Origin of the sequence: Qipengyuania sp. (assembly GCF_042095715.1) — a bacterium.
Taxonomy (GTDB): Bacteria; Pseudomonadota; Alphaproteobacteria; order Sphingomonadales; family Sphingomonadaceae; genus Qipengyuania.
This window is the reverse complement of record NZ_JBELMO010000006.1, coordinates 56427-72352: the sequence shown is the minus strand read 5'-3', so window position 1 is coordinate 72352 and position 15926 is coordinate 56427. Positions and strand designations below refer to the sequence as shown.

Here is a 15926-nt window from a genome sequence, read left to right as displayed (position 1 = left end):
GGTGTGATCGTCGCTGGCGCGCTGATCCTGCTATACGATCTCTACCTCGCGGATCTGATCATCACCCTGATCATCGCCGGTTATGTCATCTGGCAGGGGGTGACCCTGATGCCGAGGACCGTACGGCTCTTGATGGGCGCGGTTCCCGACGAGCTGGAGTTTGATCGGATCGTTTCGGCACTCGAAAATTTGGATGGGATCGACGGAGTACATCATGTTCATGTCTGGTCGATCGGCGAGCATCACCGGGCGCTGGAAACGCATGTAACCCCTGAAGGCGCTTCACTTGAGCAATTCGAGAAAGTGAAGGGCCGGGCTAGGTCGATGTTGAAAGAAGAATTTCAAATTGAGCATGCGACATTCGAAGCGTGCTTTGAAACGGACTGCGAAGCCGATCTCGTTCCCGCGCATCAAACCGCACATCCGCATGAAGTTGGCGGACCCCATCAGCCTTAGATTTGTGTGCGTATTCGATGACGTCTGCAGACCACGATAATTGCTGAAAAACCGGAAACCCGGGCCGTCAAAGCTCGGCCGCAAGGTTTGGGTGCGTACGAGTGTTCGTTGAACAACCCTAACTCAGGCTTGCGAGGATTGTCGGGCTTGCCATCGGCCTGGCCCTGCTCGTGCAAAAAGGACCGCGCTGCGCAAGGTGTTAAATGCGTTGCAGTTGCTCGGTTACAAAGGAAAACAGCCGACCGCAGGCTTACTCTTTGAAGCTCAGGTAAATCACCACATCCTTGCCTCATCGGTGTCGCAAATCCCCCGCGCTGCGCTGCACAGCTACGCGCACGAGCGCTACCGAGAAGTTTTCCCAAAGCGTGTTTTTGCTCTTGCGAGGCAATCGCAATAAGGTTAGGGCCCGGATTTCCACACTCGGAGAACAGGAAGTTTTTATGTATCGTACTACCGTCTCGTCCCTCGCAATCGCTTTGTCCGCACCGGCGGTGGCACAAGAGACTACCGGGCCTGATGACGGAGAGGTGCGCGCCGAACAGATTGCAGACGAGCGCCGGGAGAATCCGGTGGATTCGATCATCGTGGTCGGCGGCCGGATCGATCCCTACCGTATCGCGGGATCGGCCGATCTTATCGACAGCGAGGATCTGCGCCGGTTCGATTACGGGGATGTAAATCGCGTCCTGCGGCAGGTCCCCGGCATCAACACGCAGGAGGAAGACGGGTTCGGCTTGTTCCCGAATATCGGTCTGCGCGGCAGTCCGGTCGAACGTTCGAGCAACATCACGCTCATGGAAGACGGCGTGCTGATCGCGCCTGCTCCCTATGCCGCGCCGGCAGCGTATTATTTCCCGGCCATCGGGCGCATGCAGGCGGTCGAAGTCACGAAAGGGGCCGCCGCCATTCGCTATGGGCCCCGTACGATCGGCGGGGCGGTCAATCTTCGGTCGACCGACATTCCGGCCGACGGGCTGGCTGGCTACGCTTTCGGGCAATACGGGTCGCGCGACTATTATCAGGGACAGGCCTGGGTCGGTGGAGACACGGACTACGTCGGCGCGCTGCTTGAAACCTACCAGCAGGGCAGCGACGGCTTCAAGACGATTGATGGGCTTCCCGACGCCGACACCGGTTTCGAGCGACAGGATTACCGTGGACGCTTGGCTGTTCACACAGCACCGGACGCGCCTGTCGAGGCGCGACTGGAATTCGTCTATGGCCGATCGGACCTTGAAGCCAACGAGACGTACCTTGGACTTGCCGACACCGATTTCGCCGCGGAGCCCTATCGTCGCTATGCGGCAAGCCAGCGCGACGCTTTTTCCGGTGAGCACGATCAATATCGCGTTACCGGCAGCTTGGCATTTTCTGACGGAACGAGGATCACAGCTACGCTGTACCGGAACGACTTTGCCCGCAGCTGGTCCAAGCTCCAGGATATCGACTTCGACGGCGATGGCAGCTTCGATTCAATTAGCTCGGTTTTCGTTAATCCAGAGGACAATGCCGGGGCGCTTAGCATCTTGCGCGGGGCGGATAGCTTCGAGGGCGCGGTTCGCATACGGAACAACAACCGCGTCTATCGCAGCGAAGGCGCTCAGATTTCGCTTGAGCGCCCCTTCGAGATGGGCGGCGCGAGGCACAACCTTGCCGTATCTGTCCGCTACCACGAGGATGAGGAAGACAGGCTGCAAAACGAGGAATTCTACTCACAGATCGGGGGTGATCTCGTCTTCGAACGGCAGACCGATCTTGGTCAGCAAGCCAACCGGGAAGCGAAAGCAAAGGCGATCGCGTTCTATATCGAGGACCGGATCGAGATCGGTGCCCTGACACTGACTCCCGGCTTGAGGTATGAAGGGATTGACCTGACCCGGCTCGACTATGCCGGGTCGGACCCGGATCGCTCAAATGGGCCGACACGTGTCCGTCAGACCAATATCGATCAGTGGTTGCCAGGTCTTGGCGCCACCTACGAGTTGGGTGATGCCATATTGCTGGCAGGTGTGTCGCGCGGTTTCTCACCTCCCGGTCCAGGCAATCCTGATGCACGGGCCGAGGAAAGCTGGAACTACGAAGCCGGGGTCCGCTATCGGAGCGACAAGGTCCAGGTCTCCGCGATCGGCTTCTACAACGACTACTCGAACCTTCTGGGCAACTGCACTCAATCCGTGGGCTGCAGCGTCGGTGATATTGGCGATCAGTTCAATGGCGGCGCGGTTACGGTCAAAGGGCTGGAACTGTCGGCGGCGGTTGAACCTCGCCTTTCCAATTCGGTCTCGTTCCCGCTCTCGCTTGCCTACACGTTCACGGATGCAGAATTCGACAGCAGCTTCGACAGCGAATTTTTTGGCGACGTAAACGAAGGCGATGACCTGCCGTGCATCGCGCGCCATCAGCTCTATGTCGAAGCGGGGGTAAACATGGGACGTGCGGCGGCTACCGTTGGCGCCAACTACGTTTCCGAGTTGCGCGACAATCCAGGAAGCGGAGCCGTTGCTGAAAACGAGAGGATCGATGATCGCATCGTCTTCGATATTGCGGGAAGTTACGCGCTGACTGACAAATTCTCCCTGTTTGCGCGCGTCGACAATGTTCTCGACAATCAATACGCCGTGAGCAGGCGCCCGTTCGGTCTGCGACCAGGGGTTCCGCGGCGCATTGTGGGTGGTGCTCGGGTCAGTTTTTAAACTCCGCGTGAGGCTTTTGGCGTTGATGTTCGCGCCCCCTTCATTTTGCGTGCTTGGAGGCGAGAACTGAGATGAAAGCTGACCCTAGATCGAATGCCAGACGGGATTGGGCAGGGCGGAACTCCCCACCAAGACTGTTGCGGACGCCTGGGGGTGAGCTCGTCCGCGAATCCTGGTTCTCGAACGACAATCGTATCCCTGAAAAGTCGACCGGTGTTTTCAGTATCAGGGATTCGTCGCGATCTTTCAGGCCACGCGTGGCGCGAAAAGGATGACTGTGGCACCGCCGAGGCAGATCAATGCTCCTAGCAGATCCCAGCGATCCGGCTGTGTATCTTCGACGAGCCAGAGCCAGCCAAGCGACGCGGTGATATAGACGCCGCCATAGGCGGCGAAGGCTCGCCCTGCAGCATCCGCCTCAATGCGAGCAAGGAGATAGGCGAACAACACGAGCGCCAATACTCCGGGAAGGAGCCACCAGGCGCTCCTGTCCATTCTGAACCAGGCCCAGAACGCAAAGCACCCCGCAATCTCGGCGAGCGCGGCAAGGGGATAGATCCATATCGCGTTCACGCTTCAGTCCCCTCGGCGAGCGCTTCAATGACCAGACAGGTGCCGACCGTTCCTTGCTCGCAGTTTTCCAGCATCCGGCGCAGTTCCCTTCGGAGAGCCTCCAGATCGGCAATCTTGCGGTTGACTTCGCCCAGGTGCGCTCGTGCCAGCGTGTCGACCGCATGGCAGGCCCGCGACCGGTCGTCGGCCAGTTCGAGAAGTTCGCGAATGCGCGTCATGGAAAACCCCAGGTCGCGCGCGCGGCGAATGAAATTCAGTCTCCGGGCGTGCTCGGGACCGTAGTCGCGATAGTTGGCCTGTGTGCGGGGCGGGGACGCGAGAACGCCCTCGCGTTCATAGTAACGGATGGTTTCCGCTTTTACGCCCGCCGCGCGGGCGAGTTCACCGATCCGCATAGGCTTCCCTCGATCGCTTGACCTTGTAGCGACTACAAGGTGTATAAATCGATTCGACACAAGGAGTCGAGCGAATGGGAAAAAATTGCTGCGGTCCTGTCGAGGACGTCGAGGCGAATAATGATCCGCTGTGGCGCCGTATCCTGTGGATCGCTCTCATTCTCAATGCGGTTATGTTCAGCGTCGAAATCGTGGCGGGCCTTGCTGCTGATTCGCGTGCATTGCAGGCTGACGCACTCGATTTTCTGGGCGATGCGGCAAATTACGCCATAAGTCTCTGCGTTGCCGGAATGGCGCTTGCGTGGCGCGCTTGCGCAGCCATTGCCAAAGCAGCGACCATGCTGGCGTTCGGGCTATGGGTGCTTGGCTCCGCGATCTGGGGTTTCTTTGTCGGTGCCTCGCCGGACGCCGGGACCATGGGCATTATCGGAACCGTCGCGCTTGCGGTGAATCTCGCAGTTGCCGCGATGTTGTTCCGGTTTCGCACGGGTGATGCCAACATGCGCTCGGTGTGGATTTGCTCGCGCAACGACGCGATCGGCAATGTAGCGGTTCTGGGCGCGGCGCTGGGTGTCTTCGGAACCGGGCGCGCGTGGCCCGACCTGGTCGTGGCCGCCATTATGGCCAGCCTAGCAATTTGGGGCAGTATTGAGGTATTCGGTCAAGCGCGCGGTGAGTTGCGCTCTGCTTGAGAAGGGACTCCGACAGGCAGTTACGTGATAGCACGACCTCTGCTGGCTTACGCTAACTTCCTTTCAAAGCCCATTGAAGGCCAACCGCTTTCAATTATTGCAGGTGACCGCATGAGTACTGGTCCATCAAAACCATCCTTGCGGTGGACTCCGGAGACGGTGATGTTTTCGGCGGCCGGGTAACGATTGTCTCTCCTGATGGTGACAGTCTTGATGCAATTCGTCGCGCTGCTCATCCCGGCGACCGCTGCTCATTAGGAATCACTTTCGCTCGCTTCGACTAGGCTGACCCAAGTCCCATTTTTCGTGAGAGCCAAAGGGTCGCGGTCGGGACAAGAACCCACATGATTATGGGAACGAGTCCGATCTTTGTCCCAGGGACTAGCGGCATAGTGGGACTGTAGGTCCAGCCCCAGGCAGCCCCAACGGCCAATATTTCGACCACGGATGTTATCGCGAGACCGATGGCGAGATAGATAAGGAAGCGGGATATTGGCCAGTCGACAAGCCAAGGTGTTCGGCGGTTTCCCAACGAGGCGCCCAGATAGGCCGCCACCATGATACCCGCGTCACCGAACGATGCCAGACCACATCGGTATGCGGCTTCAACAGGACCAAGCCCGTCAGTGCTGTAGAACGGGAGCTGGAACATTTCCCAGGCGAAGGCAATCAGTCCGCCGAAAATGGCGATCCACAGGGCGGGATGCGCGCCCCGCCACACTGCTTCGGGCCTACCCGTATTAATAGGCTCCAAAGCTCACCATCCTATTGCATTGGCTCCGCCATCGCCATGCCGATCCGCTAAACAACGAACCGGTCCCAGCTTCCGTAATGTTCGTCGCTCCGATGCCCTCTTGGCAGGCTCAGTACAATCAGAAGCGCTCCGAGCATCGTACCGACAACGTTGCCAACAGTACTGGCGCCTCCGTCCATAAGCCACGGAGCCACGATGAGCCAGGCACCGAACGCGACGTTGAGAAAGCGCAATGGCCTTGCGACCTCCGCCATGGCAATTACCGATACCGTGATGACCAGCGCGCCGACCAGATGGTCGCTGTCAGCAAGAGGCGGTACATTCCCAAGAACGAGCCTGGAGAACATCAGGAAAGCACCGATCAGCACACTGATGGCCAATGTCCATGGGACCGTGACCCCGCGCGCCGCCGAACCGCCGATCGCCGCGAGCGGAGCATCGAAACCGGGATGTGAGTCCTTGCTGCCGCCTGGCAGCGCGTCGCCGCGGAAGAACGAGCGCCAGAACGGTCGCCCGCGCCGCGTGTTGAGAACCAGGAACTGGCCCATCGCGACCAGCTCGTCGAGCGAATAGGGGATCATGATCAGCATCGCGGCCGCCGCCATGAGGCAGATCGTGCAATAGGTGCCGATCATGATCGGCTGGATGATGATGAAGTAGATGCTGATCACGCCGAGGGGCACGACGACGATGCCGAACAGTGTCACCATCCAGGGCATGGTCCGCCAGCGGGCCCTGCCGCCCATGACGCCCATCAGGATCTCGAACATGTAGCTCATCGCACCGATGCCGCCATCGGCCACCGGCCAGGCCTTGGAGACATCGGAGGTAATGATGTATTCGGTCCCGTTGAGCGCGCTTGGCGAAGCGAAGAACGGCTCCCACACGCCGTCGATATGGCCGAGCTGATATGCCGTGAGGATACGTGAAAGAAAGAAACCGACGGCGCCGAGAATAATGATCGGCATGCGCTGGACATAGGTCGAGGGCGAATAGGTCCAACCCGGCGGCACGTCGCTGTCGTCCATCATGCCTTCCGGAGCCATGCCCGGCATCATGGGCACCAGGATGGTGAAAGCGATCACCAGTGCGCCGATGAAAGTGTCGTTGGCATAGACGGCAGCATCGGGCGTCCAGAACAGCAACGGGGCGCCGAGCAGCCAGATGCCGATACAGGTGTTCGCCCATTGCGCCCAGCCTCCGCGCGGCGAAAGGGAAATGGCCGCGAAGATCATGATCAGCACGCCGCTCACCAAATCGTTCCAGGCTGTCAGCCAGCTTCGTAGCGCGGGATCCCAGAGATCGCGATCCTCGGTTATGCGCGTGACTGCAGCGGTAAATTCGCTCTGGTCGAAGGTCCCGAAGACAAACGGTGTGGTCGCGAGCCATAGGCCGAGCAACATCGTAAACCAATGAACCCAGAGCATGTTGAAATGCATCTTGCGCATGTGACCGGCGTGGTCCGCCAGAGCATCTTCGCTTAGCGGGGCAGGCTCTGCCTCATCGGCTTCATCGAAATTGCTGCCGGCCACCCGCGCGGCATTGAGCTTGTTCTCAGCGTACCAGGCCGAAGGATCGGCTTTCAGACCTTCGACGATCCGCGGGAGGGCGGTCCTCAGCCTGTGCTGCGGCGTCCAGTCCAGCCTTTCCCGCGCATTGCTGAGATCGAGTTCGTAGTGGTCGTCCGAAATGTCCACCATCCACGGCCGGATGAAAGTCTCTTCGCCAAGCACTTCGTTTTCGACCCAGGCGCCGGTCTTGGCGAGGCCCTTCGGCACCGTGCGCGTCGTCCAGTCCTCATCGTGGATCAGGCGTCCAAGCGACTTTTGCAGTTCGCCATAGGACATCACGTCATCTTCGCCGAGAAGAACCGGCCATTCACTGGGAAGCTCGCTCCGCCGGTCGACGATTCGCTCGATCCCGTCGAGCAAATCCTCAAGGTGCAAATATGGCTGTCCGGTGTCGAGGTCACCGGGATAGACGCGGGCGCTCGGCCGCTTCTCGTAAATTCGCGCGACCTGCTGTGCCAGAAACGCCGAATGGCCTTCATCGTCGTATACGCCCGCAGGCCGCACGAAGACCGCATCGATGTCGCCGCGCTTCTCGCGGATCAACTGCTCGGTGCGGACCTTCGATTCGCGGTAGGGCAGATCCGTGTCCAGCGGCGAGGTCTCGTCGATCAGCCCGCCGCCCTTGATGGGGGCATGGGCCAGCATCGTGCTCACGAACACGAACTGGTCGATTTCGAAATCCTGAAGTGCGTCGAGCAATCGACCGGTTCCCTTGACCGTCACCGCGTCATATTTGGGGTTCGGTTCACCGGTAAGATCGAAATAGGCAGCAAGGTGGACGAAGGAGGCGATCCTTTTGCCATAGGCGGTTCGAACGCGTTCGAAGGCGGCATCGATGCTCGCCTGGTCGGTGACATCGACACAGACGCATTCGGCCTCTGCCGGGGGATGGGGAGCGGCGTCGCGGTCGAATCCGATCACGCGGTATCTCGCTGCAAGCTTCTTTACGATGGCTGAGCCGATATAGCCGCTCGAGCCAGTAACGATCACGACAGGTTTATCGGAGTTGTCAGTCAAGATATGATCCTTGCTTCGACTTTGAACGACCTCACGACCCTTGAGCGGTGCCTAAAAACCTCAATCTAACAGAGTTTCCAACCCGAAAGCGTGCGGGAAAACGCAGTCCTTCTCCCTGTTACGAAATAACGATCGATTTCCCTCACATCGAGAGCAATTTCCGCAGCGAGCGGGCATTGGATTTAACTAACGGCACCCTTCCTGCCGAGCCTCGGGTTTCCTCGGCAGCCGATAATACGGACCAGCGCGAAAGACCAACGAGTCGGCTTTGAAATAGGAACACATGGTAAGGGGAGACCGTAGTTCTGTCATATCAAACTACAATTTTCGAAGAGTAGGAGGCGACATGAAGGCCCAAGACGTAATGACATCGAACCCCGCATGCTGCAATCCATCGAGCACCGTGCAAGAGGCAGCTTTACTGATGGTCGATAATGATTGCGGCCAAATCCCCGTTGTCGATGATTCCGGTGCGTTGGTGGGCGTGGTGACCGACAGGGACATCGCCTGCCGCTGTGTTGCCAAAGGCAATTCCTCCGACCAACGCGTTGAGGAGGTGATGACATCATCACCTGTTACTGTCACCGCCGATGCAAGCGTCGACGAATGCTGCACCAAGATGGAAGACAATCAGGTTCGGCGGCTTCCGGTGGTCGATGACGAAGGCAAATGCTGCGGCATCGTTGCGCAGGCCGATATCGCCAGAAGCGCAGCTGAGAAGGAAACCGGCGACCTCGTGCGCGAGGTATCGGAGGCCAGTTCGGAGCCAGCTTCGGCGGGATGCTGCTAGTCGCACAAGACTATTGATTTTACGCGGATAAAGCGGACGGGGCGATCTGATCGGTCCCCGTCCGCAATCGCTCGTTACTTGTCAATCGCCTCGCCCCCGACTATCTCGGGCCGGTGAAGTTCATTCGTACCTTGACCTTGATCCTTTTTGGCTTCGGACTCTTTGTCCAGGTTGGAGCGAATGCGGCAGCCCTTCCTCAGATCGAGGCGGCGGAGATGAGCGACTGTGCCGAGATGGCCGATAACGATACATCCACCGATCCGGCAGGACCATGTTCCAGCATGACGCTCGATTGCGTGATTGCCATGAATTGCTTGCCGCCTTTGGCTCTGTCGAATGCGACTGAAATGGAGGGTGCGCCCCTTCGTTTGGTACCGAGCTACCTTGTTTCTGCGGCCCCGTGGTTTGAAACAGATCCACCGCGACCGGAATCGCCTCCTCCAAAACCAATCCTCACCGTCTAGTTTTCCCTGAAGGCGCGTTGCGACTTTTGCGAGACTGACGAACGATGCAGCCGCACGAACCGGTCTTCGCCGGTGCGGCATGTTATGTCGTCAGCTCGCTCTGCACGAGTGAGATTTATGAACTGGCGAATTGGTTGGGTGCCGTTTTCGGCCCTGCTGGTCGCGCAGGCTGCCCAAGCGCAGTCGGTCGGCTATGAAGAAACCCTTGCGGCGGCGCGGGCGGAACAGCCCATGCTTGAAGCGGGCGCTTTGCGTGTACAGGCGAGGCGCGATGCTGCGGACGCAGCGGACGAATTGCCCGATCCACGCGTTCGTGCAGGCGTGATGAACTTGCCGGTCACCGGACCCGCTGCATTTAATCCGTATGCGCAATTGCCGACGCAGCTCGCGGTGGGCATCGAGCAGGAAATTCCCAATCTTGCCAGGCGGCGAGCACGATACGGCCTTGCCGGATCCGAAATCGGTATTGCCGAAGCCCGTCTTGGCTTGTCCGAACGTTCCATCCTCGCCGAGGCCGGGACGGCTTGGATTGGCCTGTATTATGCTCAGCAGCGCCTCGCTCTTGCGCGCGACTCTCTGGACAGCTTAAGGGACTTCGTTCCGGTCGCAGTCAGTGCCGTCGCTTCGGGATCGGCCAGACCTGCCGAAAGCCTTGCGATCCGGCGCGAGCTTCTCGAAATCGAGGATGCCATTACCCGGATCGAGGCCGCGCGCGCAGCCGCGCGTGCCCGGCTGCAGCGATATATCGCCGGAAGCGAGCCCGTCGCTGCGGGGGGCGCTCCCCAAGTTACCGTGGACCCGGAAGAGCTTCGGTTCGCGTTGGAGGCCAATCCGGAATTGCGTCTGGCGGATGCCGAGCAGCGACGTGCCGAAGCTGCAGCCGATCTGGCACGCGCTGAAAAGCGACCTGATTTCGGCGTCAGCGTGACTTATGGACACCGTAATCCTGATTTTGGCAGTGTCATATCGGTCATGGGATCGGTCACTTTGCCAATCTTCACTGACAGGCGGCAGAATCCGCGCATCGCGGCGGCCGAAGCAGACGCTGCTGCCGCCTCGGCCGAGCGCGTCGACCGCCTGAGGGCGATCAGGGCCCGGTTCGAAACCGATCTTGCTGAATGGCGCAGCGCGCTACAGCAATGGGAACGTGCGCGTGACCAGCTTCTCCCGCTCGCGCGCGACCGTGCCGACCTAGAAACCGCCAGCTTCGCTGCTGGACGCGCCGACCTCGTTGAAGTGATCGCGGCCAAATCTGCGCTGGCATTGCTCGAACTCGAGATTCTCGAACGCGAACAGATGGCTGTCGAAGCCGCTGCAACTCTACGACTTACATATGGGGAGGACAGGCCATGAAAGCCGTGTTCGAACGTCTTTCGCCGCGCCAGCGTTCTTATGCAGCGGCGGCGGGTATAGCCCTGATCAGCCTGGGGGCTGGCTACGGTCTGTCGATGCTCGGCGGCGGCAGCGATGGCGGTGACGCCGCTGCCGATGCCGGCTGCGAAGAAGTGCTCTACTGGTACGATCCGATGGTGCCGGATCAGCGCTTCGACGAGCCGGGCAAGTCGCCATTCATGGACATGCAGCTGGTTCCCAAATGCGCGGGCGGCGATGCGCAGGCTGGCGAAGGGGTCAGCATCGATTCCGGAATGGTCCAGAACTTCGGGATCCGCACTGCCGAGGCCGAATACGGCGTGCTGGAACCGGAAACGACGGTGACCGGCACGCTTGCCTACAATGGCAGCGAGGTAGCGATCGTCCAGCCACGCGCGGGCGGCTATGTTCAGCGAACATACGGCCACGCCCCGCAGGATCTGATCGCGAAAGGCGCGCCGGTCGTCGATTTGCTGGTGCCCGAATGGGGCGGCGCCCAGCAGGAATTTCTTGCCGTGGCGGCCACTGGCGACGCGGCGCTTACCAGTGCAGCCCGCCAGCGCCTTCGATTGCTCGGGATGCCGGAAGGCGTGATCTCCTCGGTGGCTCGAAGCGGGAGACCCCAATCGACGATCACCGTCACCGCGCCGCAATCGGGCGCGATTACCTCGCTCGGTGTAAGGCCGGGCATGACCGTCATGGCAGGCCAAAGCCTCGCCGAAATCAGCGGCTACAGTCCGATCTGGCTCGAGGCCGCTGTGCCCGAGGCCCTTGCGGGAAGCGCCCGCGTGGGACAGCCGGTAAGCGTGACGCTCACCGCTTTTCCTGGCGAGCGATTTGCAGGGCGGATCATTGCCATCCTGCCGAGTGCACAGGAGGCAAGCCGGACGATTACCGTGCGCGCGGCGATGCCCAACCCCGGCCTTCGCCTGAAACCGGGCATGTTTGCGCAGGTCACGATCGCTCCTGAACGGCGTGAAGCATTGCTCATCCCGTCGGAGGCCGTGATCCGCACCGGCGAACGCACGCTGGTGATGATCACTCAGGAAAGCGGAGGATACCGACCTGTCGAAGTCCGGATCGGGCGAGAAGCAGGCGGCCGCACCGAAGTTCTCGCGGGCCTCGCGGCAGGCGAGGAGGTGGTTACCTCCGGCCAGTTCCTGCTCGATTCCGAAGCCAGCCTTGCGGGTATCGATGTACGTCCCATCGATGATGCACCGACGGCTGCCGGTGAAGAAGGCGCACAGGCGCAGGCGGATGCGGACGAGCCGCGCACCTATCGAGCCACAGGTACGATCGAACGCATCACTTCCCGCAGCATTACCTTGCGGCACGGGCCGGTCGAAGCTCTGGAATGGCCAGCCATGACGATGGGTTTTGCCACTGAAGGTCCGGCCCAGGTTCGCGGTTTCCAACGCGGCGACCGGGTGACCTTTACCTTCGTTCAGGCAAGCACCGGTCCGCGCATCGTCTCGATCCGGAAGACCGGCCAATGATCGCGCGGATCATTGACAGTTCGATCGCCAACCGCCTTTTCGTGGTTCTGGCGGCGATCGGCCTGGCGCTCGCCGGCTTCTGGGCAGTGCGGACCACCCCTGTCGATGCGCTTCCCGATTTGTCCGACGTGCAGGTGGTTATCCGCTCCAACTATGCCGGGCAGGCCCCGCGTATCGTGGAGGACCAGGTTACCTATCCACTGGCGACGACCATGCTCTCGGTGCCGGGAGCAAAGACCGTGCGAGGCTATTCGTTTTTCGGCGATAGCTATGTCTATGTGATTTTCGAGGACGGGACCGATCTCTACTGGGCGCGCTCGCGCGTGCTCGAATACCTCAACCAGGTCCAGAACCGCTTGCCTGACGGAGTCGAAAGTACTCTCGGCCCTGACGCGACCGGCGTGGGATGGATCTACGAATACGCCTTGGTCGACCGCAGCGGCGGCCACGATCTGGCCGGACTGCGCAGCCTGCAGGACTGGTTCCTGCGCTACGAGCTGAAGACTATACCTGGGATCGCCGAGGTCGCCAGTGTGGGCGGCATGGTCAAGCAGTACCAGATCGTGCTCGACCCCTACCGCATGGCTTCCTTCGGAGTGACCCACGGCCAAATCGTGAGCGCGATCCAGGCAGGCAACCAGGAGGCAGGCGGTTCCATCGTCGAGATGGGCGAAGCGGAATTCATGGTGCGTTCGTCGGGCTATCTCGGCAGTCTCGATGATTTCCGCTCGATCCCTTTGCGCGCCGAAGCGGGCGGTGTGCCGGTGACGCTTGGCGATGTCGCCAATGTGCAAATCGGCCCCGAACTGCGCCGCGGTATCGCCGAGCTGAACGGCCAGGGCGAAGTCGCAGGCGGCATCGTCATTCTGCGGCAAGGCGCCGACGCGCGCGGTGCGATCGAGGCGGTCGAAGCGAAGCTCGACCAGTTGCAGGCAAGCCTGCCCGAAGGGGTCGAGATCGTCACCACCTATGACCGATCGCAGTTGATCGATGCCTCAGTCGATAACCTCACCACCAAGCTGATCGAGGAATTCGTCGTCGTTGCGCTCGTGTGCCTGCTGTTTCTGTGGCACGCCCGCTCTGCGCTGGTCGCCGTGGTGACCTTGCCGCTGGGTGTTCTGGCAGCCTTTCTGGTGATGCGCTTCCAGGGCGTGAACGCCAACATCATGTCGCTTGGCGGGATCGCCATTGCGATCGGCGCGATGGTCGATGCGGCGGTCGTGATGATCGAGAACGCGCACAAGCACATCGAGCGATGGACCGAGGAAAATCCCGATACGGTCATGTCGGGTGAGGAGCGTTGGCGGATCGTCGCGGATGCTTCCAAGGAAGTCGGTCCGGCGCTGTTTTTCAGCCTGCTGATTATCACCCTTTCGTTCCTGCCGGTCTTCACTTTGCAGGCACAGGAGGGACGGCTCTTCGCTCCGCTGGCCTTCACCAAGACCTACGCGATGGCAGCGGCTGCAATCCTCTCGATCACGCTGGTTCCGGTCCTCATGGGATGGCTGATCCGCGGCAAGATACCGCGGGAAGACAGCAACCCGATCAACAAGGCGCTGACCCGTGCCTATCGTCCGGGGCTCGACTGGGTGATGCGGCGTCCGAAGGCGACGCTGGTCATCGCAGGACTGATATTCGCGACGACGCTGGTGCCTTTTACGCGGCTGGGCGGCGAGTTTCTCCCGCCGCTCGACGAGGGCGATCTTCTCTACATGCCGAGCGCGCTTCCCGGACTTTCACCGGGGGAAGCCTCGGCCCTGCTTCAGCGGACCGACCGCCTGATCAAAACGGTGCCCGAAGTCGATACCGTTTTCGGCAAGGCGGGCCGCGCTGATACGGCCACCGATCCCGCGCCGCTGACGATGTTCGAGACGACGATCAGCTTCAAGCCGCGCGAGGAATGGCGCGAAGGGATGACGCCTGACAAGCTGGTGGAAGAACTCGATCGCGTGGTCCGGGTTCCGGGCCTCGCCAATGTCTGGGTGCCCCCAATCCGCAACCGCATCGACATGCTCGCCACCGGCATAAAGAGCCCCATCGGGGTCAAGGTCTCGGGCGAAGATTTGGGCGAAATCGAACGAGTGGCGCTACAGGTCGAACAGATTGCGAAGGAGGTGCCGGGCGTCAGTTCGGCCCTGGCCGAAAGGCTTTCAGGCGGGCGCTATGTCGATGTCGATATCAATCGTCTGGAAGCAGCCCGCTACGGGCTCAACATCGCCGATGTGCAGCAGATTGTATCGGGCGCGATCGGCGGCGCAAATGTCGCGCGTACGGTGGAGGGGTTGGCCCGTTATCCGGTCAATGTCCGCTATCCGCGCGAGATTCGCGACAGCGTCGATGAGCTGCGCAATCTTCCGGTTCTAACCCCCGCGGGACAGCAGATTACGCTTGGTACAGTGGCGGACGTCCGCGTGACCAGCGGGCCGCCCATGCTCAAGAGCGAGCAAGGCCGGCCGACGAGCTATGTCTATGTCGATGTACGCGGGCGCGACCTCACCTCGGTGGTGGGCGATTTGCAGGAGGCAATCGGTGCCGAGGTCGATCTGCCCGCCGGCGTCAGCCTGTCCTATGCTGGGCAGTTCGAATATTTGACGCGCGCTTACGAGCGGTTGCAGATCGTCGTACCGGCGACGCTGGCGATCATTTTCCTGCTACTTTACCTGATCTTCCGCCGCTTCGACGAGGCGCTGCTGATCATGGGCACGCTGCCATTCGCGCTGACCGGCGGGTTCTGGTTACTTTACCTGATGGGATACAACCAATCCGTCGCCACCGCCGTCGGGTTCATTGCGCTGGCAGGCGTGTCAGCGGAATTCGGAGTGGTCATGCTGATCTACCTGAAGGCCGCGCTGGAACGGCGGGAGGGCGATCTCGATGCCGAGGAGGTATCGGCAGCCATCCGCGAAGGCGCGCTGCTGCGCGTCCGGCCCAAGGCGATGACCGTCGCCGTGATCCTCGCTGGACTTTTTCCGATCCTGATCGGCACTGGCGCCGGATCCGAGGTGATGAGCCGTATCGCGGCCCCGATGATCGGCGGGATGATCACCGCCCCGCTGCTTTCAATGTTCGTACTTCCCGCCGCCTTTCTGATGATGCGGCGGCCCAGGGCCAAACGGTCCAAACCCCTCGAAGGAGAAGAAGAATGCGTATTACAACCCTCGTGACCCTATTGGCAGCGCCGCTGGCTCTCGCCGCGTGCGACTCGGGCGACGATACCGAAGCGATGGACGACACGGCCATGGCAGACGTTCAGATGCCGATGGACGATAGCGACATGCCGATGATGGGATCGGATGGCGCGATGCGGACCGCCAGCGCCGAAGGGATCGTCACCGCCATCGACGCCGATGCGGGAACGATCACAGTCGATCACGGCGCTGTCCCCGCGATCGAATGGCCCGCCATGACGATGGGGTTCCAAGCCGACGAACAGCTGCGTCAGGACGTGGCGGTTGGCGACACGATCTCGTTCGACTTCACAACCGGCGAAGGCGGCAACACGATCACTTCGATCACCAAGAAGTAATTGTGAACCGGCCCCGGATCATTTTCGGGGTCGGCACAATAGGAGAAGTACGATGATGAACGGTGACATGCCAGCGGCCATGATGGGGATCATGGGCCTGTTCTGCTTATTGCTGACCATCCTCATGG

Annotated in this window: 11 protein-coding genes; 8 read left to right on the top strand and 3 right to left on the bottom strand. The window is 60.7% G+C overall.

The features are described 5' to 3' along the window. Both ACFDTG_RS03420 and ACFDTG_RS03415 read left to right on the top strand, forming a co-directional pair. Nucleotides 1-456, top strand: a 456-nt coding sequence (locus ACFDTG_RS03420; RefSeq protein ID WP_375289639.1) for a cation diffusion facilitator family transporter, incomplete at its 5' end; no start/stop codon positions are given. Nucleotides 457-896: 440 nt separating this feature from the next. Further along, nucleotides 897-3149 carry a TonB-dependent receptor family protein gene (locus ACFDTG_RS03415; protein ID WP_375289638.1) on the top strand — a complete coding sequence of 751 codons (2253 nt, stop codon included), beginning with the start codon at nt 897-899 and terminating at the stop codon, nt 3147-3149. 246 nt (nt 3150-3395) lie between these two features. On the opposite strand, the gene ACFDTG_RS03410 is transcribed toward ACFDTG_RS03415, so the two are convergent. Beyond that, nucleotides 3396-3722: a YnfA family protein gene (locus ACFDTG_RS03410; RefSeq protein ID WP_050600435.1), complete on the bottom strand. Its 327-nt coding sequence runs from the start codon at nt 3720-3722 to the stop codon at nt 3396-3398. Then, complete coding sequence (locus ACFDTG_RS03405) at nt 3719-4117, bottom strand: helix-turn-helix domain-containing protein (protein ID WP_050600434.1); 399 nt, start codon at nt 4115-4117, stop codon at nt 3719-3721. Before ACFDTG_RS03405 ends, ACFDTG_RS03410 begins: the two co-directional genes overlap by 4 nt. A gap of 74 nt (nt 4118-4191) precedes the next feature. On the opposite strand from ACFDTG_RS03405, the gene ACFDTG_RS03400 reads away from it, so the two are divergent. Then, nucleotides 4192-4809 carry a cation transporter gene (locus tag ACFDTG_RS03400; RefSeq protein ID WP_050600433.1) on the top strand — a complete coding sequence of 206 codons (618 nt, stop codon included), beginning with the start codon at nt 4192-4194 and terminating at the stop codon, nt 4807-4809. Between the two features lie 801 nt (nt 4810-5610). On the opposite strand, the gene ACFDTG_RS03395 is transcribed toward ACFDTG_RS03400, so the two are convergent. Beyond that, nucleotides 5611-8151, bottom strand: coding sequence for an NAD-dependent epimerase/dehydratase family protein (locus ACFDTG_RS03395; protein ID WP_050600431.1), 2541 nt, complete (start codon nt 8149-8151; stop codon nt 5611-5613). A 346-nt stretch (nt 8152-8497) separates the two neighbouring features. Here ACFDTG_RS03395 and ACFDTG_RS03390 point away from each other — a divergent pair, with 346 nt between their 5' ends. The 5 genes from ACFDTG_RS03390 to ACFDTG_RS03370 all read left to right on the top strand — a co-directional run bounded on the left by ACFDTG_RS03390 (nt 8498) and on the right by ACFDTG_RS03370 (nt 15798). Next, nucleotides 8498-8941 (top strand): CBS domain-containing protein, encoded by a 444-nt coding sequence (locus ACFDTG_RS03390; RefSeq protein WP_050600430.1) that lies wholly within the window; start codon nt 8498-8500, stop codon nt 8939-8941. A gap of 581 nt (nt 8942-9522) precedes the next feature. Continuing rightward, entirely contained in the window at nt 9523-10758 is a 1236-nt protein-coding gene (locus tag ACFDTG_RS03385) for a TolC family protein (protein ID WP_063506157.1), read from the top strand. Continuing rightward, complete coding sequence (locus ACFDTG_RS03380) at nt 10755-12272, top strand: efflux RND transporter periplasmic adaptor subunit (protein ID WP_375289637.1); 1518 nt, start codon at nt 10755-10757, stop codon at nt 12270-12272. The genes ACFDTG_RS03385 and ACFDTG_RS03380 overlap by 4 nt, the downstream gene beginning before the upstream one ends. Continuing rightward, nucleotides 12269-15436, top strand: coding sequence for an efflux RND transporter permease subunit (locus ACFDTG_RS03375; protein ID WP_160728997.1), 3168 nt, complete (start codon nt 12269-12271; stop codon nt 15434-15436). Before ACFDTG_RS03380 ends, ACFDTG_RS03375 begins: the two co-directional genes overlap by 4 nt. Continuing rightward, the gene (locus ACFDTG_RS03370; RefSeq protein ID WP_202392052.1) at nt 15415-15798 is read left to right on the top strand and encodes a copper-binding protein; all 384 of its coding nucleotides are present in this window, start codon (nt 15415-15417) and stop codon (nt 15796-15798) included. Before ACFDTG_RS03375 ends, ACFDTG_RS03370 begins: the two co-directional genes overlap by 22 nt. The last annotated feature ends 128 nt before the right edge of the window (nt 15799-15926 follow it).

Coding starts and splice junctions, on each gene's coding strand:
- ACFDTG_RS03415 (WP_375289638.1), top strand. CDS start 897: ATGTATCGTACTACCGTCTCGTCCCTCGCAATCGCTTTGTCCGCACCG.
- ACFDTG_RS03405 (WP_050600434.1), bottom strand. CDS start 4,117: ATGCGGATCGGTGAACTCGCCCGCGCGGCGGGCGTAAAAGCGGAAACC.
- ACFDTG_RS03400 (WP_050600433.1), top strand. CDS start 4,192: ATGGGAAAAAATTGCTGCGGTCCTGTCGAGGACGTCGAGGCGAATAAT.
- ACFDTG_RS03390 (WP_050600430.1), top strand. CDS start 8,498: ATGAAGGCCCAAGACGTAATGACATCGAACCCCGCATGCTGCAATCCA.
- ACFDTG_RS03385 (WP_063506157.1), top strand. CDS start 9,523: ATGAACTGGCGAATTGGTTGGGTGCCGTTTTCGGCCCTGCTGGTCGCG.
- ACFDTG_RS03380 (WP_375289637.1), top strand. CDS start 10,755: ATGAAAGCCGTGTTCGAACGTCTTTCGCCGCGCCAGCGTTCTTATGCA.
- ACFDTG_RS03375 (WP_160728997.1), top strand. CDS start 12,269: ATGATCGCGCGGATCATTGACAGTTCGATCGCCAACCGCCTTTTCGTG.
- ACFDTG_RS03370 (WP_202392052.1), top strand. CDS start 15,415: ATGCGTATTACAACCCTCGTGACCCTATTGGCAGCGCCGCTGGCTCTC.